Origin of the sequence: Nitratireductor kimnyeongensis, from assembly GCF_019891395.1 — a bacterium.
GTDB classification, from domain to species: domain Bacteria; phylum Pseudomonadota; class Alphaproteobacteria; order Rhizobiales; family Rhizobiaceae; genus Nitratireductor; species Nitratireductor kimnyeongensis.
Window position 1 is genome coordinate 234703 of the sequence record NZ_CP078144.1, and the last position, 20648, is coordinate 255350.

At 59.0% G+C, this 20648-nt stretch carries 19 protein-coding genes; 12 read left to right on the forward strand and 7 right to left on the reverse strand.

Translation table 11 applies throughout. The annotated features are described in order from the left end of the window. The first annotated feature begins 9 nt into the window (after window positions 1–9). The 6 genes from KW403_RS19160 to KW403_RS19185 all read left to right on the forward strand — a co-directional run bounded on the left by KW403_RS19160 (window position 10) and on the right by KW403_RS19185 (window position 4641). On the forward strand, window positions 10–1068 hold the full coding sequence (locus KW403_RS19160) for a TRAP transporter substrate-binding protein (protein WP_223022829.1): 1059 nt from the start codon (window positions 10–12) through the stop codon (window positions 1066–1068). Between the two features lie 102 nt (window positions 1069–1170). After that, window positions 1171–1572 carry a hypothetical protein gene (locus KW403_RS19165; RefSeq protein ID WP_223022830.1) on the forward strand — a complete coding sequence of 134 codons (402 nt, stop codon included), beginning with the start codon at window positions 1171–1173 and terminating at the stop codon, window positions 1570–1572. Window positions 1573–1637: 65 nt separating this feature from the next. Next, window positions 1638–2132 carry a copper chaperone PCu(A)C gene (locus KW403_RS19170; RefSeq protein ID WP_223022831.1) on the forward strand — a complete coding sequence of 165 codons (495 nt, stop codon included), beginning with the start codon at window positions 1638–1640 and terminating at the stop codon, window positions 2130–2132. Then, window positions 2132–2737, forward strand: coding sequence for an SCO family protein (locus tag KW403_RS19175; RefSeq protein WP_223022832.1), 606 nt, complete (start codon window positions 2132–2134; stop codon window positions 2735–2737). Before KW403_RS19170 ends, KW403_RS19175 begins: the two co-directional genes overlap by 1 nt. A gap of 92 nt (window positions 2738–2829) precedes the next feature. Continuing rightward, window positions 2830–4176 carry a PepSY-associated TM helix domain-containing protein gene (locus KW403_RS19180; protein WP_223022870.1) on the forward strand — a complete coding sequence of 449 codons (1347 nt, stop codon included), beginning with the start codon at window positions 2830–2832 and terminating at the stop codon, window positions 4174–4176. A 90-nt stretch (window positions 4177–4266) separates the two neighbouring features. Further along, window positions 4267–4641 carry a hypothetical protein gene (locus tag KW403_RS19185; RefSeq protein WP_223022833.1) on the forward strand — a complete coding sequence of 125 codons (375 nt, stop codon included), beginning with the start codon at window positions 4267–4269 and terminating at the stop codon, window positions 4639–4641. Between the two features lie 12 nt (window positions 4642–4653). On the opposite strand, the gene KW403_RS19190 is transcribed toward KW403_RS19185, so the two are convergent. Further along, window positions 4654–5664: a sugar-binding transcriptional regulator gene (locus KW403_RS19190; protein WP_223022834.1), complete on the reverse strand. Its 1011-nt coding sequence runs from the start codon at window positions 5662–5664 to the stop codon at window positions 4654–4656. Between the two features lie 208 nt (window positions 5665–5872). Between KW403_RS19190 and KW403_RS19195 the strand changes: the two genes are divergently transcribed. From KW403_RS19195 to KW403_RS19215, 5 genes are read left to right on the forward strand one after another with little or no spacing between them, the layout of a single operon-like run. After that, window positions 5873–6853 (forward strand): ABC transporter substrate-binding protein, encoded by a 981-nt coding sequence (locus KW403_RS19195; protein ID WP_223022835.1) that lies wholly within the window; start codon window positions 5873–5875, stop codon window positions 6851–6853. A gap of 12 nt (window positions 6854–6865) precedes the next feature. Next, window positions 6866–8569, forward strand: coding sequence for an ABC transporter permease (locus KW403_RS19200; RefSeq protein ID WP_223022836.1), 1704 nt, complete (start codon window positions 6866–6868; stop codon window positions 8567–8569). Beyond that, window positions 8557–9636: an ABC transporter ATP-binding protein gene (locus KW403_RS19205; RefSeq protein ID WP_223022837.1), complete on the forward strand. Its 1080-nt coding sequence runs from the start codon at window positions 8557–8559 to the stop codon at window positions 9634–9636. Before KW403_RS19200 ends, KW403_RS19205 begins: the two co-directional genes overlap by 13 nt. Then, on the forward strand, window positions 9636–10823 hold the full coding sequence (locus KW403_RS19210) for an MBL fold metallo-hydrolase (protein ID WP_223022838.1): 1188 nt from the start codon (window positions 9636–9638) through the stop codon (window positions 10821–10823). The genes KW403_RS19205 and KW403_RS19210 overlap by 1 nt, the downstream gene beginning before the upstream one ends. Continuing rightward, window positions 10801–11553: a 5'/3'-nucleotidase SurE gene (locus KW403_RS19215; protein WP_223022839.1), complete on the forward strand. Its 753-nt coding sequence runs from the start codon at window positions 10801–10803 to the stop codon at window positions 11551–11553. Before KW403_RS19210 ends, KW403_RS19215 begins: the two co-directional genes overlap by 23 nt. A 15-nt stretch (window positions 11554–11568) precedes the next feature. Here KW403_RS19215 and KW403_RS19220 read toward each other — a convergent pair whose 3' ends face one another. Both KW403_RS19220 and KW403_RS19225 read right to left on the reverse strand, forming a co-directional pair. Further along, window positions 11569–14553 (reverse strand): dermonecrotic toxin domain-containing protein, encoded by a 2985-nt coding sequence (locus KW403_RS19220; RefSeq protein WP_223022840.1) that lies wholly within the window; start codon window positions 14551–14553, stop codon window positions 11569–11571. A 160-nt stretch (window positions 14554–14713) separates the two neighbouring features. Beyond that, window positions 14714–16396 (reverse strand): Na/Pi cotransporter family protein, encoded by a 1683-nt coding sequence (locus KW403_RS19225; protein ID WP_223022841.1) that lies wholly within the window; start codon window positions 16394–16396, stop codon window positions 14714–14716. Window positions 16397–16701: 305 nt separating this feature from the next. Here KW403_RS19225 and KW403_RS19230 point away from each other — a divergent pair, with 305 nt between their 5' ends. Then, window positions 16702–17034, forward strand: a complete 333-nt coding sequence (locus KW403_RS19230; RefSeq protein ID WP_246638004.1) for a hypothetical protein — start codon at window positions 16702–16704, stop codon at window positions 17032–17034. An 84-nt stretch (window positions 17035–17118) separates the two neighbouring features. On the opposite strand, the gene phnE (KW403_RS19235) is transcribed toward KW403_RS19230, so the two are convergent. The 4 genes from phnE (KW403_RS19235) to phnD all read right to left on the reverse strand — a co-directional run bounded on the left by phnE (KW403_RS19235) (window position 17119) and on the right by phnD (window position 20597). Beyond that, window positions 17119–17922, reverse strand: coding sequence for a phosphonate ABC transporter, permease protein PhnE (phnE, locus tag KW403_RS19235; RefSeq protein WP_223022842.1), 804 nt, complete (start codon window positions 17920–17922; stop codon window positions 17119–17121). After that, window positions 17916–18722 carry a phosphonate ABC transporter, permease protein PhnE gene (gene phnE, locus KW403_RS19240; RefSeq protein WP_223022843.1) on the reverse strand — a complete coding sequence of 269 codons (807 nt, stop codon included), beginning with the start codon at window positions 18720–18722 and terminating at the stop codon, window positions 17916–17918. Before phnE (KW403_RS19240) ends, phnE (KW403_RS19235) begins: the two co-directional genes overlap by 7 nt. After that, window positions 18719–19513: a phosphonate ABC transporter ATP-binding protein gene (gene phnC / locus KW403_RS19245; protein WP_223022844.1), complete on the reverse strand. Its 795-nt coding sequence runs from the start codon at window positions 19511–19513 to the stop codon at window positions 18719–18721. The genes phnE (KW403_RS19240) and phnC overlap by 4 nt, the downstream gene beginning before the upstream one ends. Window positions 19514–19595: 82 nt before the next feature. Further along, window positions 19596–20597: a phosphate/phosphite/phosphonate ABC transporter substrate-binding protein gene (gene phnD, locus KW403_RS19250; protein WP_223022845.1), complete on the reverse strand. Its 1002-nt coding sequence runs from the start codon at window positions 20595–20597 to the stop codon at window positions 19596–19598. Between the last annotated feature and the right edge of the window lie 51 nt (window positions 20598–20648).

Genomic DNA, 20648 nt, shown 5'->3' on the forward strand with positions numbered 1-20648 from the left:
AAACCCGACATGAAACGCAGAACATTCCTTACCGCCGGTGCCGGCGCCACGGCTGTGGCGCTCGCCACACCGGCCATTGCGCAGGGCAAGATCGAGTGGAACCTGCCCACCAGCTTTCCCAAGAATGCGCCGGGCGTGGGCACAAACGTCACCAACTTCGCCGAGAAGGTTGCGGCGATGTCAGATGGCCGTTTGAGCTTCAAGGTTTTTGGCGGTGGCGAACTGGTTCCGCCCTTTGGCGTGGAGGATGCCGTGCAGCAGGGCAAGGCCCCGGTCGGCCATAACCCGCCCTATTATGCCGCCGGCAAGAACCCCTCGCTTCACTGGTTTACCGCCGTTCCTTTCGGCATGACGGCAGCCGAACATTACGCATGGTTGCGCTATGGCGGTGGTCAGGAGCTGTGGGACGATATCTACGCCCAGCGCAATCTCAAGCCGCTCTACTCCGGTAATTCCAACACGCAGAGCGCCGGTTGGTTCAAATCCGAGATCAAGTCGCTGGAAGACCTCAAGGGTCTGAATATGCGTATTGCCGGTCTCGGTGGCGAGATGTACCGGAAGCTTGGCGTGAATGCCGTTTTGATGCCCCCGCCGGAGATCTTCCAGGCGATGCAGTCGGGCGCGCTCGACGCGGCTGAATGGGTCGGGCCTTTCCTGGACCAGGCGTTCGGCCTTCAGAAGATCACCAAGAACTGCTACCTGCCGGCCTATAATGAGCCGAGTGCGGCGCTGGCCATCGTCTTCAACAAGGACGCTTGGGCCGAGCTTTCGCCCGACCTTCAGGCAATCTGTGAGGCAGCTGCCCTTGCAGCAAGCCAGGAAGCGCTTGCCCAGTTCGACTACCACAACGCCCGTGCCTTGGCCGCACTTGAGGCCGAAGGCGTTGTCTTCCGCGACGTTCCGGATGATGTGGCCGAAGGACTCAAGAGCGCCTGGGAAGAGGTTCGCGACGAACTGACCGCGCAAAGCGAGGATGTTGCCCGGGTGCGCGAGAGCTATGACACCTTCCTGGCCGAAAGCGTGAAATACGCCAATGTCATGAACATGCCGCTTCTCAAGCGGCGCTAAGAGAAGCAGCTTGCGCAGTGGGCGAGTGTTTTCGCCCACTGCAATCCAGAGTGCAGCATTCGTCGCAGTGACACGTCTGCCGAAATGTGTCACGAAGCTTCCATGAAGCTGATGCTTGACATGTTGAAGGACCGCCTTGCGACTGGCCTTATCGCCGGTCTTCTGGCCTATTTCCTTCTCATGCAGGGCTTTGCCTCAGCTTTCGCACAGGGTGCGATGGCGGGTAGTGGGGGTATTCCCGGTTTCATCATCTGTACGCCGGGCGGAATCGGCCTGGCTGAAACTGACGGCACGGCGCCCGCGCCCGGAACGCATGATTGTTGCACCACGCTTTGCCAGGCTGGCTGTGTGGCATCGCCGGCTCTGCCGGACGTTCATGCAGGGCTCGACTGCACTCGCAATGATGCGGCCTCCATTGCGGGCCTGCCCAGTGCGCGGACCTTTCATCCTGTTGCGCTTGGCTTTCTGGCGGAGGCGCGAGCCCCGCCATCCTTCTCCATCTGACGCATTGAACCAACAATACGACCACGCAAGCCCGTGGTCGTTATCTGCGCTTATGGAGACAAGACATGCGCTTTATGACCCGTATCTTTGCGGCAGCACTGCTGTTTACTGCCGCCCCTGCATTCGCTGGCGACTACACGCTCGGCAAAATGGAAATCGACCAGCCATGGACTCGTGCGACACCGCCAGGTGCAAAGGCCGCTGGGGGTTTCGTGACCATCATGAACGACGGTGAAGAAGACGACCAGCTGATCGGTGCCAAAGCTGGATTTGCTGGTCGCGTCGAGCTGCACACGATGGACATGACCGATGGCGTGATGAAGATGCGCCATCTGCCCGATGGCATCCCGGTGCCCGCCGGCGAGACGGTCAGTCTTGCGCCAGGCGGCTTGCACATCATGTTCATGGACCTTCGTGAATCGCTTGCTGAAGGAGGGCCTGTCCCAGTGTCGCTGACATTCGAAAAGGCCGGCACGATTGAGGTAGAGATGTCGGTCGCGAAGCCTGGTGCGCCCGCTCCTGACGGCCACACCCACATGCATGACGAGAGCACCAACTGATGTCGCGCCGATCACTTTCAATTCTGGCCGGTGGTGTTCTCGCGCTGGTCCTTGCGATCGTTGCTGTCGCAACGTTGAATCTTTCCCCCGGCGGCAAATCCGGCGGCGGAACAGGCACAGCTGATATTGGCGGTGCATTCACGCTTGTCGGTGAGGACGGAGAAACCGTGACCGAGGCCGATTTCCGCGGCAAACCAACGGCGATCTTTTTCGGCTTCACCTTTTGCCCCGATGTTTGCCCGACCACGCTTTTCGAACTGTCAGGTCTAATCGAGGCGCTGGGTCCGGACGCGGACAAGCTGAATTACGCTTTCGTCTCGGTCGATTGGGAACGCGACGGCCCGGAAGATCTCGCCCGATACACGTCGAGCTTCGACGACCGCATCAAGGGGCTTTCGGGAACACAGGAGCAGATTGAATCCGTAACTCAGGCTTACCGCGTCTATTACAAAAAAGTGCCTACGGCTGAGGGTGAATACACGATCGATCACACGGCATCGGTCTATCTGATGGACGCGGACGGTGGTTTCGTTGGCACGCTCTCCTACGGGGAAGCGCACGATTCCATGCTTGAGAAGTTAAAGCGCCTGGCGGCGAACGGCTGAGGGAGGGGAAGTTGACCAACATTGATACACAGGCGCTCTCCAATGCGTCGGACAGTGCTCGAAGTGACAAGACACTTGCGCGCAAATTCTATATGGCGGCATGGCGTTGGCACTTCTATGCCGGTCTCTATGTCGCGCCATTTCTGGCGATGCTCGCCATCACCGGTCTCATCATGCTCTGGGTAAGCGCCATAGATGGCCGTGACGGCGAGAAGATTACTGTCACGCCACAGGGCGAGCAGACCAGTGTTCTTGCACAGGCGTCGGCCGCGCAGACGGCCCTTCATGAAGGCCATGTGGTCGAATATGTCGCGCCGCCCGCCGCCGACCGTGCCGCGGTTTTCCGCGTGGACAGTGGAGGCGAGGCGATAATGGTCGCCGTCGATCCCTACACGGCCGAAGTGCTGGATATCTGGAACCGCCAGGCGGGATGGTATGATTTTGCCACCGACATTCACGGCACGCTTTTGATCGGCGACCTTGGGGACAGATTGATCGAGATCGCAGCGGGTTTCGGCATCGTCCTGATCGCCACGGGCCTCTATCTGTGGTGGCCGCGAGAGGGGCAGAGGATTGGCAAGTCTCTCCGACCTGATCTTGCTGCACGGGGTCGTTCCTTCTGGAAGTCCCTGCACAAGACCACCGGGCTTTATGTTGCGGCGCTTCTTCTGGTGTTTCTCGTCAGCGGCCTGTCCTGGGCTGGCATCTGGGGGGGGAAGTTCGTACAGGCATGGAGCACCTTCCCGGCGGAGAAATGGGACAATGTGCCTTTGTCCGATACGACCCATGCCTCGCTCAACCACGGCGCCACCAAGGATGTGCCCTGGGCGCTGGAACAGACGCCGCTTCCTGCCTCCGGGTCCGATGCCGGGCGTACCGGCCTGCAGGGATCAGGCCCGTTCAATCTCGACCAAATTGTCGCGTTTGGGCGCAGTCTCGGCTATGAGGGACGCTTCCGCGTTTCCACGCCGCGTGGCGAATCGGGTGTCTGGACGCTTGCTCAGGATTCCATGAGCAATGATTCTACCGACCCCACCTCCGACAGGACGGTGCATGTCGATCAGTACACCGGCAATGTACTGGCGGATGTCCGGTTTACAGACTATTCGCCGGCTGGCAAGGCCATGGCTGTTGGCATCGCTTTCCATGAAGGCGACATGGGGCTGTGGAACCTCGCCCTGAACACGGTGTTCTGTCTGTCGGTCCTGTTTCTCTCGGTCAGTGGGGTCGTGATGTGGTGGCTGCGGCGGCCCGCTCGTGCTCTGCGGCTGGCGGCGCCGCCCCTGCCGGCGAACCTGCCCCTCTGGAAAGGCGCCGTGGTGGTGATGCTTCTGGTATCGCTGCTGTTCCCAATGGTGGGCATAACGCTGCTGGCGCTTCTCGCGCTCGATGTTCTGGTGATACAGCGCGTCAGACCTCTGGCACGCCTTCTTGCCTAGGGCATTGCTTGAAAGTGGTATCGTGGGGCGGCGCTTTCCGATTGAGCGCCGCCCGCTCTCGTCCTATGATGCGATTGAATGGAGAGTGCGATGCATAGTGAAAAGCCCCCGAGAGTTTCGTCTCTGATCAACAAGGTTCTGGCCAATGCGCCGCAGCCGAATGATATCCGCCTTCTCGCGCAGCGTTTGCACGACCACGCGCTCGAGCCGCGCTCCACACCGCAGGAAACCAGGGCGCTTGTGGAGGATCTGGGTTACAAGACCATCGCGGCTTTTTGCGAGGCGGCCGGCTTGCCGACACATCTGGCCGATCGGTGGGAGCGTTTCGGTATCTCCGGTGAGATGCGTCAGGTGTTGTTGCTTTTGGCTGCCCAGCGCCGCGCCATGGTGGAAGCCGTGCGCGAATTCGAAACGATCACCCATGTCGGGCTCGATGACTTCATGAGCGAACGCGGCCTTCTTTGAAGTTCACCGCGACTAGAGCAGGTCTTCCTCGGCCTTTTCGAGCAGCATTCTTGCCGTGGCGGCATCGGTGATGAGAGCCGCCGCTGAGACTGTGCGCAGGGCTGCAAGAATGGCTGACACTTTCTGTTCGCCGCCGGCAGCAAGAATGACATGCGGAATGCGTGCCACGACATCGAGGTCGATGGCCATGATGCGCTGGTTTACTTCATGGTCGATCAGTTGCCCCGCAGCGTCCACGAAATAGCAGAGAATATTGGCGATTGCGCCCTTGTCGCGCAGCGGTTCGATGAGCGCTTTCGGCACGATCCCGTAACGGAAGATTGTCGCTTCCGGTGACACCGCCCCTACGGTGAGCAGTGCTATGTCAGCCCGGGCGGCCCGCTCGCGCACGTCGCGCAGCGACGGCTGTTCCCAAAGCCGCTCGCGCAGATTGGGATCATCCACCACCACCGGCGCACTGATCTGATAGCTGTCCACCTTGAAGCGCTCTGCCACCTTGGTGGCAACAATGGACGGATTGACCCATTTGGAATGCGGCAGGCTTCCCACGAGGCCAATGACAGTGGATCCGTTCAGATCCCGTTGCGCCATGAAGCTCAGGCTGGAATGCAGTGTCGCTCCGCCGCCAATGGCCAGAGTCATGCCAGGCTTCATCTGCTCTTCGAGGTAGCGCGCTACGGCATGGCCGATCGAACGTTCCAGATTGTCTGCTTCTTCGGGTGCGGGGACCACGATGGCGCTTTTCAGGCCCCAGCGCTTTTCCAGCTTTCGCTCGAGCGCCACCTGCTCGGCGGTCTCGGCATTGATTGTGGTCACCACCATATGGCTTTCGGCACTTGCGGCCAGTGCTCGCATGACCTTCATGCGACTCACGTTGAGCAGGCTGGCGATCTTCTCCTGCGTCAGACCTTCCACATGATAAAGCCAGGCCATCTTCACATTGAGATCGGCGGAAGACAGCGTCGGCTCGTCTGCCGGCTTCTTTTTGCTTTTTCGCGGCACGGCGGTGATTCCCTCTCTCATCGCGCAATGGTTTTAACACAAGGCAATTTTACGCGGTGTCCATTTGAGCGACAAAAATGCGAAATTTTATTGCGTTCTTTTGTTATTGACGAAAAACATATGTTCATATTCAATATAGGGGCGCTCTTGTTACAAGCCTGTCATATTGCGCATGCAGGGGAGGAGCTCCGGTGCAAGTGCCCGGAGATGCAAACAGAGGAGTTATCCCATGGGACGTCAGTCCACGATACGTTCGGTTGCGTTCGTAGCCGCACTGCTCACATCCACAGCCGCTTTCGCCGACAACCTGGTTCTTTACACATCGCAGCCTGATGCTGACGCTGCAGAGACTGTCGACGCCTTCAAGGCTGCCAATCCGGACGTAGAAGTCGAGATCTTCCGTTCCGGTACCAGTGATCTCATGACCAAGCTCGCTGCAGAATTCGCTGCCGGCAGCCCGCAGCCGGACGTGCTTCTGATCGCCGATGCAGTCAGCATGGAGACGCTCAAGAAGGACGGCCACCTGATGGCCTATCCGGAAGCCAATGTGGACGGTTTCGAGACAGCTGCCTATGACGCCGAGAAAACCTATTTCGGCTCCAAGCTCATCACGACCGGCATTGCCTACAACACAGCTGCGGCCGAGAAGCCGGAGCATTGGTCCGATCTGGCGGGCGAGGCCTACAAGGACCTCACCATCATGCCGAGCCCGCTTTATTCGGGTGCCGCAGCTTACCTTCTGTCCGCTTTCGTCAACCGCGACGATCTCGGGTGGGACTATTTCGAGAAGCTGAAGGAAAACGGCCATGTGGCCGTGCGCGGCAATGGTGCGGTGCTCAAATCAGTCGCAAGCGGTGAGAAAGCCTATGGTATGCTCGTCGACTTCATGGCCATGAACGCCAAGAAGGACGGCTCGCCCATCGAATTCGTATTCCCCGAGGAAGGCGTGACCGCTGTCACCGAGCCGGTCGCCATCATGTCGACCGCGAAGAACCCGGATGTGGCCAAGAAGTTCGTCGACTTCATTCTCTCCGACGATGGTCAGAAGCTCGCGCTGAAGCAGGGCTATCTGCCGGCTAAACCTTCTGTCGGTTCGCCCGACTGGCTGCCCGAGGGCACCAAGATCAATGTCATGACCGTTGATGTGAAGAAGGTTGTCGACGAGATCGCCGGCAACAAGGAGAAATTCTCCTCCATGTTCGGTGGCTAAGGAAAAACCTTAATGACCGCAATACGTAAGGAACGTCAGGGCCAGGATATGGCCCTGACAGCGGGAATCGTCGCGCTTATCGTCATCTTTTCGCTGTTGCCCATGGCGCGGCTTTTGCAGGAAATCATCCTGCCCGGCGGTCGGTTCTCGCTCGATATCATTCGCAATGGTCTGATCGACGACACGACCTGGCGCGCCACCTGGAACACACTGGTGGTTGGCCTTGGCGGGACGATTTTCGCCCTGGTTCTCGGTGTGGCTGTTGCCATTCTCGTTTCATTGTCGGATGTGCGCCAGCGTCAGGCTTTCGTCCTGTGTTTCGTCACACCGCTCATGATTGCGCCGCAGGTGACTGCGCTTGCATGGCTGCAGCTATTCGGACCATCCAGCCCGCTTCTGAACATGCTGGGCATGGCGCCACCGCTTGGCACGCGCAATCCGCTCTATTCGCCCGAGGGCATCATTTTTCTGCTCGGCATCCAGTATGCGCCGCTCGTCTTCCTGATTGTGCGGGCTGGCATGCGCAAGCTGCCGCGTGAGCTGGTTGAGGCCGCACAGTCGAGTGGTGCCGGCTGGGTCCGGGTGCTCGGCACCATCATCCTGCCGCTGATGACGCCTTCCATCGTGGGGGCGGCCGCACTCACCTTCGTTTCCTGCGTTGGCAATTTCGGCATTCCGGCCTTCCTGGGCATCCCGGCAAACTATCTCGTCCTGCCGACACTCATCTATCAGCGTCTGGCCGGGGGTGGTCCGGATGTGCTCTCCGAGGTCGCATTTCTCTCGGTACTCATAGGCGTTATCGCCATGGTCGGCATTGTCATGCAGGACCGCATTGCAAGCCGCCGCGATTTCCGCATCACCTCCACCTCGCTGCCTGCTGCACCCTATCAGCTTGGCGCCTGGCGTGTGCCGGTGGAGTTCGGCATGTGGGCTCTGATTGCGCTCATTCTCGTTCTGCCGCTGGTGGGGCTCATTCTCACCTCGCTGGTGCGTGGCTATGGTGTGACGCTGACCGCAGAGACCGCAACGCTGGAAAACTATTACTTCGTTATTTTCCAGCATGCTGCCGCAAGCCGGGCGTTCCTGAACAGCCTTTATCTCTCGGCTGGGGCATCGATCTTTGCTGTCTTTGTTGCCATTCCACTTGGCTATGTGATCGCCTGGGGCAACAAGCGCTGGATCAAGGCGCTCAATCTCGCAATCGAGCTGCCCTATGCGCTTCCAGGCGTGGTGCTGGCAATCGCCTCGCTGCTCCTGTTCCTGAAGCCCATGCCGATCACCGGTATCCAGATTTACAACACGGTCTGGATCATTCTCTACGCCTATCTTGCGCGCTTCCTGATCCTGGCGGTCAGGCCGACGATCACGGGCTATTTCCAGCTCGACCGGGCGCTGGAGGAGGCGGCACAGGTGGCCGGTGCGGGGCTGTTCACACGCATGCGCACCATCATCTTCCCGCTCATTGCTCCGGCGGCCATCGCCGGCGGGCTGCTGATCTTCATGACAGCACTGTGCGAGCTGACGGTTTCCGCGCTCTTGTGGTCGTCGGGATCGGAGACCATCGGCGTTGTCATCTTCTCCTTCGAACAGGGTGGCGATTCCAAATATGCGGCGGCGGTTTCCGCCATCATGGTCGCAACCACCTTCCTTCTGATGCTGCTCGCCAGCCTCTTTGCAAACAAACTACCGGACGGAGTTCTCCCATGGCGGGACTGAGCATTAAGAACGTCACCAAAACCTTTGGCGAGGCCAAGGCCCTCGACAATGTCTCCATTGATGTCGCGGATGGCGAATTCCTCGCTGTTCTCGGCCCCTCGGGCTGCGGCAAGACAACGCTCCTGCGCATGATTGCGGGCTTTGAAAACGTCACCGGCGGCAGCATCTACATTGGCGACCGGGAGGTTTCGTCGGCAGAAGCGAACATCCCTCCGGAGAAACGTCGTGTGGGCATCGTGTTCCAGAACTATGCGCTCTGGCCACACATGACCGTGTCGGAAAACATCGGCTATGCGCTCAAGGTGGCCCGCGTTTCAAAGTCCGAGCGTGAAGAGCGGGTCAAAAACGCGTTGGCGCTCGTCAACATGGAACCGTATGGAGACCGCCGCCCTGCCAATCTGTCAGGCGGTCAGCGGCAGCGCGTGGCGCTGGCGCGCTGTCTTGTGGCGGAGCCCCGGCTTGTGCTGTTCGACGAGCCGCTTGCCAATCTCGACGTGCATCTGCGCGCGTCGATGGAAGACGAGTTCGCTGACTTCCACAAGCGTACGGGAACGACAATCCTCTACATCACCCACGATCAGGCTGAGGCAATGGCGTTGGCGGACCGCATCGCGGTCATGGATCACGGCCGCCTCATGCAGCTTGCCACGCCGCGCGAGCTCTATCATGAGCCGGCTAATGAAATGGTCGCCTCTTTCATCTCGCAGGGTATGGTCCTGCCGGCCAATGTCGAGACGGCGGAAGCCGATGGCCAGTGTCGCGTCACCGTGCTGGGGCAGGAGCTGGTCGTGCGTTGCCGGAAGGGTGAGAAACCGCGCAAGGATGCACGCATCTGCTGCCGTGCCTCGCAGATCGAGTCTGTTGGCGCCAGCCAACCAGGATTCGAGGGCACCATCACCAGGGCGGTGTATCGCGGTGGTTCTGCCCGGATCGAGTTCGAGCCCGAGGCCGCACCGCATCTCGGTCTGCATTTCGATCAGCCCGACCCGGTGACGTTCGAGGCAGGTCAGCGGGCAAGGCTCGCCATAACTTCGGGCTGGCTGATCCCCGCCAATGGGGCGGCCTGATGTTGCAGGTCGATCTTCAGGGCGGGTTCGGTGAGAAGGGGCGTACCAGTATTGTCGTTGGCGACGGCAGCACGCGCGTCATGCTCGACGCCGGCATAAAGGTGGGAGCGACGGGGGGCGAGTATTATCCCCTTCTCGCTCACCCGGTTTCCGAGATCGACGCGCTTTTCATTTCCCATGCCCATGAAGACCACATCGGGGCGCTGTGCCATCTCCTGCGACAGGGATATGCCGGCCCCATCTACATGACCGAGGAAACGCACACGGAGATGCCCGCCACGCTCGCACAATATGCGGACGCGGCAGATCTGGCGGATTTCCCACCGCTTGCAAAACAGATCCGGCTGTTTCGACCTGGCGAGACGCTGGCTGTCGGTGCATTGAACGTGGCAACCGGGGCTTCCGGCCATGTGGTTGGTGGCGTCTGGTTCTCGGTCGAGGGTGCGGGCCAACGCATCGTCTATTCCGCCGACATTGTGCCGGAGAGTGCTGTCTTCCCGATGCAGCCCTTGCCAGCCTGCGACCTGCTTGTTCTCGATGCTTCCTATGGCGCCGATCCCATCCCGGGGGCGGAGCGTGCGCGGCAGATCGGCGAATGGGTCGCCGGATATGCCGATGGCTGCCTTCTGCCCACGCCGCTTTCCGGCCGTTCGCTTGAGCTGATCGCGGCAATCGGCGTGCCTTTTGCAATCGAGGCCGGTATGCGCACGGCCCTCTCTGCCCAGATTCTTGCGCCGGATGCGGTGCATCGGGATCGTGTGGAAGTCCTGTCGGAGCGATTGAATGTCGCCCACGACTGGACTGTCGGCGAACCCCTTCCGGCCTGTCCGCTTCTCGTCCATGACGGAATGGGTGTGGCGGGTCCTTCACGCCCTGCGCTTGAAGCTGCAGAAACAGCCGCTTTCCCCATCCTCTTGAGTGGGCATCTGCCGGCGGGTTCTCCCGGCGCGCGGCTTGTCGATGAGGGCAAGGCCGCGTGGATCCGCATGCCAACGCACCCCACTCTGCCCGAGAACATCGCCCTGTGGGAGGCGGCAGGCCGCCCGCGGCTGATCGGCCATTCCTGCGACGCGGCCGCACTTGATGCGCTGCGTCAGCACATTCCCGCTCTCATGACCGGTGCCCGCACCGGCGACACCTACCAGATTAATGAAGAGACGATACATGCGCATTCTGATTTCCAATGATGACGGCATCGAGGCTCCCGGTATTGCGCTGGCAGCAGAGGCGGCATCCCGACTGAGTGACGATGTCTGGGTGGTGGCGCCCGATGGCAAGCGCACAGCTGCCGGTCCGTCCCTGACCGTTGCGCGCCCGCTGACCATGCGCCGACTGGGCGAGCGCCGTTATTCCTGCTCGGGCACGCCCGCCGACTGCATTGTCACCTCCATGGGCTGGCTGTTCCATGAGGACAAGAAGCCGGATCTCGTGGTTGCTGGTGTCAATGACGGGCGCAATGTGGGTGAGGATCTTGCCTATTCGGGCACGCTGGGTGTTGCTCGAGAGGCCACCTTCTGGGGCATTCCTGCCATCGGCTTCTCCCGCCTCAAAGAGGCAAATGTGCGGGAAGGGGACGCCACGTGGCTTGCAAAGTTCATCGAGCGCCTCTGGGTGACGCGTAATGAGTGGTCTCTCGAAGGCCATTGGCTGAGCGTCAATCTTCCGGCAGATCTTCCGGCATCCGTGTCGCAACCCTCCATCGGCCGGGACAAGATCGCCCGCAAGGTGGAGGTTGTGCGGGAGGATGGCGACGAGTTCGAGCTGGTCGTGCCGCGCGGTCGCGAGCATACGAGCCGAAAGGGCGATGAGAACAGTCTCATCGCCGAGGGTTTTGCCACTGTGAACCGGCTCAACTGGTTTGGTGAAACCCAGCTCGCCGGCGCTTTCATGGAAGGGCTCAGGTCAGCAACGAAATAGTCCGTGCACACGGCATTAGCGGTTGTTCGCCTGATATTCTTTCACCCATTCAGAAGTGGGTTGTTGTCTGAATTGCGATGTGCCCGTGACTGACGTTTCGTCAAAGCGGGTCCGGATCATCTCTTCTCCCGCGTGGCCTTGCGTTTCAGCAAGCCATGCATCTGGTATCGTCGGGTTTGCTGGCTCATCTGCATTGTCCAGCCAAATGTCGTTCAACCATTCCTGGACACGCGTTTGGAACGCTTCCTGAAAATCGGGAGGGGTTGGGGATTGAGGGGGGGTGTTTGTTTCAATGACATCTTCCGGTTCTTCTATTTCCTCCGGCATCTCGTGCTGCATCGATCGTGAGGGGCCCGGTTGCGGTTCTTCAACGACGGTGCCAGTGGTTGGAAGACCATCCACCCATTCCTGAGTGCGTTTCTGTCCACGTTTCGTCATATCGAGAGATTTGAGACTGTCGCTGGCTTCGCTCGTGGCTATGGAACTCTGCGGAAGCTCCGCGGTTGGGCTGCCATCCAGCGTAATCCGCCCCAGCCTGTAATCTTCGAATACCTGAAGAGGGATTCCGTAAGTTGTGTTCACGGAACGAGCGGCGGCAAGCTCTGCGATGGTTTTCCGGATGTTTTCGTTTGAGGAGTCCAGCAAATAGACATTCTTGGTGGGAGGTGGTGGAAAGTGCACCTCGTCGAGAAACTCGTAATCGTAGCCTCCTCCATCCACGAAGGAGCCCACTTTCCTCCCTTCTGTCACAATGGCGTACTGGTACATGATTCCGTCAGCCGGCTCGTATTGCCAGATGTTCAGCACATTGTTGCTGGCGGCAAGAGAGGCGCTGCCGATGGTTGCAGGTTTCTCGATCATGTTGACGACCGCTTCGAATTGCCTGGAGGGACGGAACCAGCCCGCCTCCAGAAGCTGATCTGGCCTGAGATTGTCCACTCGATAGACAAGATGATACGTGCCGATCCGACCGTTCTTTTCTGATTCACGGCCCAGATCCTCAAGTTTGAACCTCAGGGCGTCGACGCGTTCCTTGAGTGCCTCTATCGCGTCGAGGGTAGCGCTTTCGTCCGGGTCCGCAATCACACAGTAACCCCGTCTGTTCAGAGCCTGCTGGTTCTCGGCAGCGCGCTGACCCTGATAGGGTGGGCGATCCGGACCGGCACCCTCGGCGGTTATACGCTTCCAGCCACCATTGCCGTCACCATGCAGGATCGCGACAGACCTTCGTGTTTCCGGATCGATAACGTTTACATAGCCATCTCGCAGCTTGAAGTCGCTTCTGATTTCATAGACGCGAGGGACCCCGGTGAGGTCATGATGGCGTATGAAATAACGATCACCAGCTTGAAAGACGCCCGTCTGATTGGATGAACGCCCTTCAATGAGCGAGGGTTCTACTTCAAAGTCGGATATGTCTCCGATCCGAAGTGGCTGCTCCTCGACGACTGGACGCAAAGCTGAGGATGAGAGTGAATCTTCACCCTCTGCAGAAAATTGCTCTACTTCCGAAAGGTTTCTCGCAACAGCCCCAAGGGCTGCTCCGGTCAGTATGGTGCCTCCCGTCGAGATGGCGCCAAGGGCACCTGCTTTTCGTTCATCATAGGTGTCGCCGGTGATAGCCTGACTGGCTTCAAGCGTAAGCTCGCTACCCATGGTGAAACCGAGGACACCCAGTTCCAATTCAGGGGCCAACATCGTGATCGGCCAGAAAATCTTGTTGAACCCACGCAAATTCCTGATCCAGAGATCGCGGGTAATTTCGCTGTCCGAGGTGATCAAGGTGTCGGCGTCTGAGAGGCTGCGCAGTCGCATGTTTTCCGCGATCGCATCGAAGAGGTTACCCGTGTATGGTGTGCTTCTGGAATTGATGCCTGTGCTCCAGGCCCCTGACCCCAGCTTCTTCAAGCCGTTGGCGACGCCTGTATGCCAAAATCCGTCCTGAAGATTGACAAGTGAGAAATGGTGCTCAAGCTGCTTACGTCCCTGCGGCGAAGCCGCTGTCTCCTTGACCCAGTTTTCGAGCGCTTCTTCACTTAGAAACTCATGAAAGGAGGGTGTCTCACCAGGTATATAAAGCACTGTATGCTGGTTTGGGCGAACAAAACGGAGAATGTCGTTTGAGGCATAACCGTTGATATCGAAGGTCAAAACTTCAACATCATCTTCCCCTTCCCCTTCCCCTTCCCCTTCCCCTTCCCCTTCCCCTTCCCCTTCCATCTCTGTCCCGATGCCGTTCGATATGGCCGCCAAGAGAAGGTCATTGTTCACGCCGGCTCCGCGCATGACCATGATCAGACCGGAGAGTGAGAGCGTAAGGTCACCCACGGCGGTCACGGCAGCAACGGCAAATTGAATCTTCGCCAAGAGTGCGACGTCGTCTTGATAACCTGCCCAGAAATCATGCAGGTTCGAGAGAACTTCAGATTGGAAATCGGCCTTCCAGATTGCGTTTCTCAAACTGGACGCTGAAACTTTGAATTCGTTCGGCGTTCCATAAAAGTCTTCGCCGGGACCATCCGAATAAATCCCTTCGTAGGCATCCAATGCACTTGACTGGAGATACTGCCGGTTCGCGCCAAAGTTTGAGAGAAGCAGATCGGTCAAAGAGGTTGAAGAGTTCGGTTCGCCTGTGTGTTCAACGCCGTTGAAACTTGTCTCGGATGAGACCGCTGAGCTGAACGCGTTCAGGTATAGCGCGTCAGGGTCGGCATCCTGACCGGTCAAGTCTTTGAGGATGGTGACCATTCGCGCACGCGCCAATGAGCGAATGTCGGGAATCGTCTGGTGGACGATCTTGCTGATCTCCGACCACTGATCTTCTGTCAGAGTATGTTTGAGAATTTGCGCGTGAAGCGCTTTGCGGGTTTCATGAACAGGCGTTGAACCATCCGAGATTTCCCTTGGAAGAGCCGCCTCTCTCCGCTCCAATTTTCGATTTTGTTGAGGCGTATATTCTGATTTTCGAACATTATCAATTTTAAATCCAAGATGCATCATCTTATAACAATCTATATTGAAATAGTTTTCAAATGTTTCCTCTTCTTAAGTTATATTATTTATATTTTTTATTTTGTCGACTACTTAGGAATAACAAAACCGCCCCCGCTGATCTGCGGGGGCGGTTTTGGTCTGCTTAAGTTGGGGAGACGAAAGTGTGTCAGTTTGCCTTCAAACGAGAACCGCTCAGCAGGCCCCGCTCTTCGAGCACCGGGTAGGCAAATGTGGCCAGAAGCGAGTTGATCTGCTTCAGATCTCGGATCGTATCGAGATGGATGGAGCTTGTCTCCACGCTCTGCTCGGTCCCTTGCCGCAGTCTCTCAAAATGGCGTTGGCTTGTATCTTTCTCCACGTCACGCAGGCGATCCTTCTCCATCACCAGTTCGCGGGCGGTCTCCGTGTCCTGCGTGACCAGAAGGTTGAATGCCAGACGGGCATTGGCGAGGACTGACGCATGGAAGCCGGCAAGCTCCCGCCAGCCTTCGCTTGTGAATTCAACACCCCGCTCCATCTTCTTCTGAACATGTGCAAGCATATTGCGAACAATGATGTCGCCCACCTGTTCGAGCTTTACGCACACGCCGAGCAATTCGTGGCAGCGCCGTGCATCTTCCTCCGTCATCTCGTGCCGGGTGATACGGGCAAGGTAAAGCTTGATGGCCGCATGGCGCCGGTCGACCGTGTCGTCGACGGCGGCGAGTGCTGCAATCGATTTTCGATCTGCCTTCTCGTAGAGCTCGAGAATGCGGCACAACATGAATTCGACTGTCTCGCACATGCGGACGGTTTCGCGCGTCACATTGGCCAATGCTTGATGGGGGGTATCAAGAGCCGTAACGTCAAGGGCACTGGTTTCCGCCATCTGGGTTTCATCGTCCTGGTCGGCCTTGTCGTCTTCCTGTGGGCCCGCTTGCAGTGAGACGAGCGCCTGCGTGGCCTTGAGGACAAGGCCCGAAAGAGGAATGCCGGCAATGAGGATCAGCACGTTGAAGGCGATATGGGCGTGAATGATCCGGTTCGCCGGATCGCTGCCCAGAAACTCCAGGCCAGGATTGAACAATACATAGCCCACCAGAAGGACGACCGAACCCAGGCCGCGCATCAGGAGATTCCCGAGGGGGACGATGCGATAGCTTGGCGGTGAGCTCCGCGTCAGCATCGGCGCGATGAAGGAGCTGCCGAGATTGACACCCAAAACCATGACGATGCCGAGCTCGGGAGAAACGATCCCGCGCGCCGCGAATGTGGTGAGGAGTAGCACGGCGGCAATGCTCGAATGAAAGAGATAAGTGGTCACCGCAGCCAGCAAGAACGCGGTGATCGGATCGTCGGAAAGGTAGCCTACGATCAGCGGAACGATGGTGCTTTGCCTAAGGGGTTCCGAGGCTTCGCCCATCATTTCCAACGAGAGAATAAGTAAGCCGACGCCAACAAGGATGCGGCCGAACTGCCGCCATTGACGGCGTTCCGTCGCAAGAAAAATGACAGTGCCGAAGAGGATGCAGAGTGGCACAAGCAAGGTCAGGTCGAGGCTCAGAATCTTGACGACCAGTGCCGAACCGACTTCCGCTCCACGCACCGCAAGAATGCCGGAAAGCCCGGTGACAATTCCGAGGCCGGCGAAGGAGCCGATCAACAGCGTGACGGCCGTCGAGCTCTGAAGGGCTATGGACAACGCGAGGCCTGTCAGGGCGGCCAGTACGGGGTTACCCAGCGTTTCTCGCAGGCGCTGGCGCAATACATTGCCATAGGCGCGCTCAACGCCTGTTCGCACCATGCGAGTGGCCCAAAGCAGCAGTGCCACTGCTCCGGCCATATGCAAAAAGAACACGGAACCGCTCATATTGCCTCGAATAAGTCTAACACAAACCAGGTCATCCAGAGAGCCTGCAGAAAGATCTGCCAGCGGGCCGGGAATCCCTCCCCAAGGCCTGCAGGACAAATCAAAAGCGAATGTTACATTTGTAATTTCAATTTAGCAAATGTTCATTCCGCATCGGGGCCCTGCCACTGTGTTGCAAATCTCCCGCCGCACGGAAAAACCGGGTTGACCGAGGAATGAAAATATACTCAAGTCAATCTGCATCATTAAGATGGTGAAAACAAGTAAACAGTAAAACGATTGTTATATTTATAAAGGAGTTTATTTTGAATACATCAGTTGATTATTGTAATGATCTGCGCTCTCCATACAGCTATGGCGGCGGCGGTTCGTTTGGAGCTATGGCGACCGGTGGTGGCATTGGTCTCGCTGTGGGTGGCCCCATAGGCGCTGCTTTTGGCACTGCAGGTGGAGCCTTGGCTGGCGGTATCGCCGGTGGCGTTCTGGGGTCTGTTTTCCCCGTTGTTGGAACTTTCGCCGGCGCTGCCACGGGCGCCGGCCTCGGTGCGACAATTGGCACTGCGGTCGGAACCGCTGCCGGGGTGGCGCTCGGTGCCCTCACGGGCGGTACGGCGGGTGCGATCACGGCACGATTATAATCCTCCAAAAAAAGAGCCCGGCGTTGCGTCGGGCTCCCTTATTTTGCCACCTCTTTCGCGGTTCCGGCACGCCGCGCTCAAGCATCAGATGATCCGTTTGCGCAGCCAGGCCGAAACGACTTCTCCAAGAACGACGAGTGCGAGAATGGCCAGCAGAACGGTGGCAGCCTCCTGCCAATTGAAGGTGTCGATGGCGCCTTGCAGAATAATGCCGATGCCGCCTGCGCCAACCAGTCCGAGAACGGTGGATTCGCGCAGGTTGATGTCCCAGCGCAGGATGGCCACGGCCCAGAAGGTGGGCATCACTTGCGGCACGATTGCATAGAGGATCACCTTGAAGCGTGACGCACCGGTGGCTTCCAGCGCTTCCACGGGACGCCGGTCGATCTCCTCGATGGCCTCGCCCAAAAGCTTGCCGATGAAGCCGATGGAGCGGAACATGATGGCGATAATGCCGGCGACGATGCCGGGGCCGAATATGGCGACGAAAAGCAGCGCCCAGATGATCGTGTTGACCGAGCGGCTGGAAACCAGAATGAAGCGCCCCAGCCACAGCGTCGCGGCATTCGGCGTCGTGTTCTGTGCCGAGATATAGGCGACGGGAAGCGACACGAACACCGCAATCGCTGTAGCAATGGTTGCGATGTTCACCGTTTCCACCAGCACCCACAATATGCTCGGCAGGTTTGTGACATCCGGTGGCACCATGCGGCTGAACAGGTCGCCCATCTGCTGCGGTGCGTCAAATACCCAGGGCCAGATCACGTCGATGCTGGTCAGCGCCCAGACGATCGTGACGACGGCGAAGAGGAAGATCGCATAGCGTTGCATGCGCTCTCGCGGCGTGTAGCGCGCCCAGTCTTCGAGGGAGGTGTCCATGCTCACCATATCCGTTTCCTGATCTGGCCGCTGATCGCCTCACTCAGAAGAATGACGGCGACAATCACGATGGTGATGGCCAGTGCAAAATCGTAGTCGTAGCGGCCAAAGGCGTTGGCGAGGGTGGAGCCGATGCCACCGGCGCCGACAATACCCACCACGGCAGACGCGCGCAGATTGCTGTCGAGCTGATAGATGCTCAGGCCGATCTGACGCGGCATGATCTGCGGGAAAACCGCGTAAATGAGCGTCGGGAAATAACCCGCCCCCACCGCGCGCATGGCCTCCACCTGGCCCCAGTCGATTTCCTCTATGCGCTCTGCCAGCATCTTGGCGACGAAGCCGATGGAGTAGACGATAAGGGTCAGCACACCGGCAAAGGGGCCAAAACCCACAGCCTTCACGAAGATGATTGCGACGATCACCGGGTGAAAGCTGCGCGCAACAATGATGAGCCCGCGGCCAAGGAGGAACACGGGACGTGGCGCAAGGTTCTTGGCCGCCATGAAGGCGATGGGAATGGACAGGAGCACGCCGCCGACCGTGGCAAGGATCGCGATCTTCAGGCTCTCCAGAAACCCGTCGATCAAAAGCCCGCTACGCTCGAAACTTGGCGGAAACGCGCCGCTGAAGATGCGTGCCGCGCGTGTCATGCCCTGAGAGATGCGCTCCCAGTCTATCGGCAGCATGACGAAGGCCCAGCCGATATAGATCACCACCGCCGTCAGCAACCCGTAGCGCAGCACGGGATTGGCAATCATTGGCGGCTTGCGCCAGGTATCGGGGAGGGAAGGGGTTTCGGCGCTCATGCCTTCTGGGCCCTCAGCGGCGTGACATTGTCTGTTTCGCCGCGCTCTTCAGCGGGCACGCCGGCATAGATCTCGTCCATTGCGTCCTTGTCGAGCGCATCCGGTTCCGCATCGAAGATGATGCGGCCATAGCGCATGCCGACAATGCGGTCGGTGTATTGCTTGGCCTCGGCCACATTGTGGATGTTGATGAGCACCGGCAGCGAAAATTCGCGTGAGAGCGCGCGCAGCAACTCCATGATCTGCTCGGAGGTTTTCGGGTCGAGCGAAGCGGTGGGCTCGTCGGCGAGCAGGATTTCCGGTTCCTGCATCAGCGCGCGCACCACGCCGACGCGCTGGCGCTCACCGCCAGAGAGCTCGTCCGCACGCTTGTTGGCATAGTGGGCGATGCCCACGCGTTCCATCAGCTCATAGGCGCGGCGAATATCCTCTTTCGGATAGCGTCGCATGGCCGCTCGCCACAGCGGCAGATAGCCGAGACGGCCTGATTGCACGTTCTCCATGACCGTCAGCCGGTCCACCAGATTGAAGCCCTGAAAGATCATGCCGATGCGCCGGCGGGCTGCGCGCAGCTTCGCGCCCTTCAGATCGGTTAGCGTCAGGCCGTTCAGCTCTATCGTGCCTGAGCTCGGTTCCACAAGCCGGTTGATGCAACGCAAAAGCGTACTCTTGCCCGCGCCGGAAGCGCCAATGATGGACACCACGCTGTCGCCGGGTACTTCGAGATCCAAACCTTTCAGCACCGGCGCGCCATTGCCATAGCGCTTCACCAGCTGCGAAATCTTCAGCATGCATCAACTCCGAAAAAAGTGAGTGATCGATCAGAAAAATCGGGCGCGAGACCAAACCCCGCGTCTCGCGCCCGCAGGAGGATCACTCTTTCGCGAGACCCTGCGGCGTGTATTCCACGCCATTTGCCTTCTGGATCTCGCGGATCACGGCCCAGTCCTTCTGGTAGGTGACTGGCACGAATTTGCTGACGCCTGAGAACTCCTCGCCGAGTGCCGTTCCGGCGAAGTCGAACGAGAAGAAGGCTTCCTTGATCTTTTCCACCAGCGCCGGATCGAGATCATGCGCATAAGTGTAGGAGGTGGTCGGGAACGGGTCGGATTCCCAGACGATCTTCACCTCTTCCGGATCGTAGAGATCACGCTCCGCCATGCGGTCAACCACTTCGGATGCTACTGGCGCGGCGTCATAGTCGCCGGCCACAACGCCCAGCATGGACTGGTCGTGCGAGCCGGAATAGACCACTTCATAATCCTGCTCGGGCACAACGCCCAGGCCGGGGAAGAGCGCCCTCGGCGCGAGATTGCCCGAATTGGAGGTCGGCGAGGTGTGAGCGATGCGCTTGCCCTTCAGGTCCGCCATCTCGTTGATGCCGGAATCCTTGCGGGTGTAGACCTGCAGCTTGTAGCCGAAACGACCGTCTTCCGATCCCATGATGGCAAAAGGCACCGCGCCGGCAAGATTGACGGCAAAGGGCGTCGGACCCGTCGAGAAACCGGCGATGTGCAGGCGCCCGCTGCGCATGGCCTCCACCTCGGCGGAGTTCGACTGCACGGCGAAGAACTGCACGTCCTTGCCAGTCACCTCTTCCAGATGCTCGATGAAGGGCTCCCAGATATCCTCATAGATCGCCGGGTCTTCCACCGGCGTGTAGGCGAAAACCAGCGTGTCCGGGTTGGAAAGCTTTGACGGATCGCTCGGCGTGTCCGCCACCAGGTCTTCGTTGGCGTCGCAATACATGACGTCGAGCTGGCCGCGATTGGCGCAGTCCTGCGCCTGCGCAGCGGTGCCAGCCAGGATTGCGGAAAGGCCGAAAAGTGCCACTGCGGCGCTGCCGGCAAGTCGGGTATCGGTCACGAAAGACATTGTTTTCTCCTCCTGCGCGGGCTTGCACCCGCTTCTCCCAAGCAGGGTGCG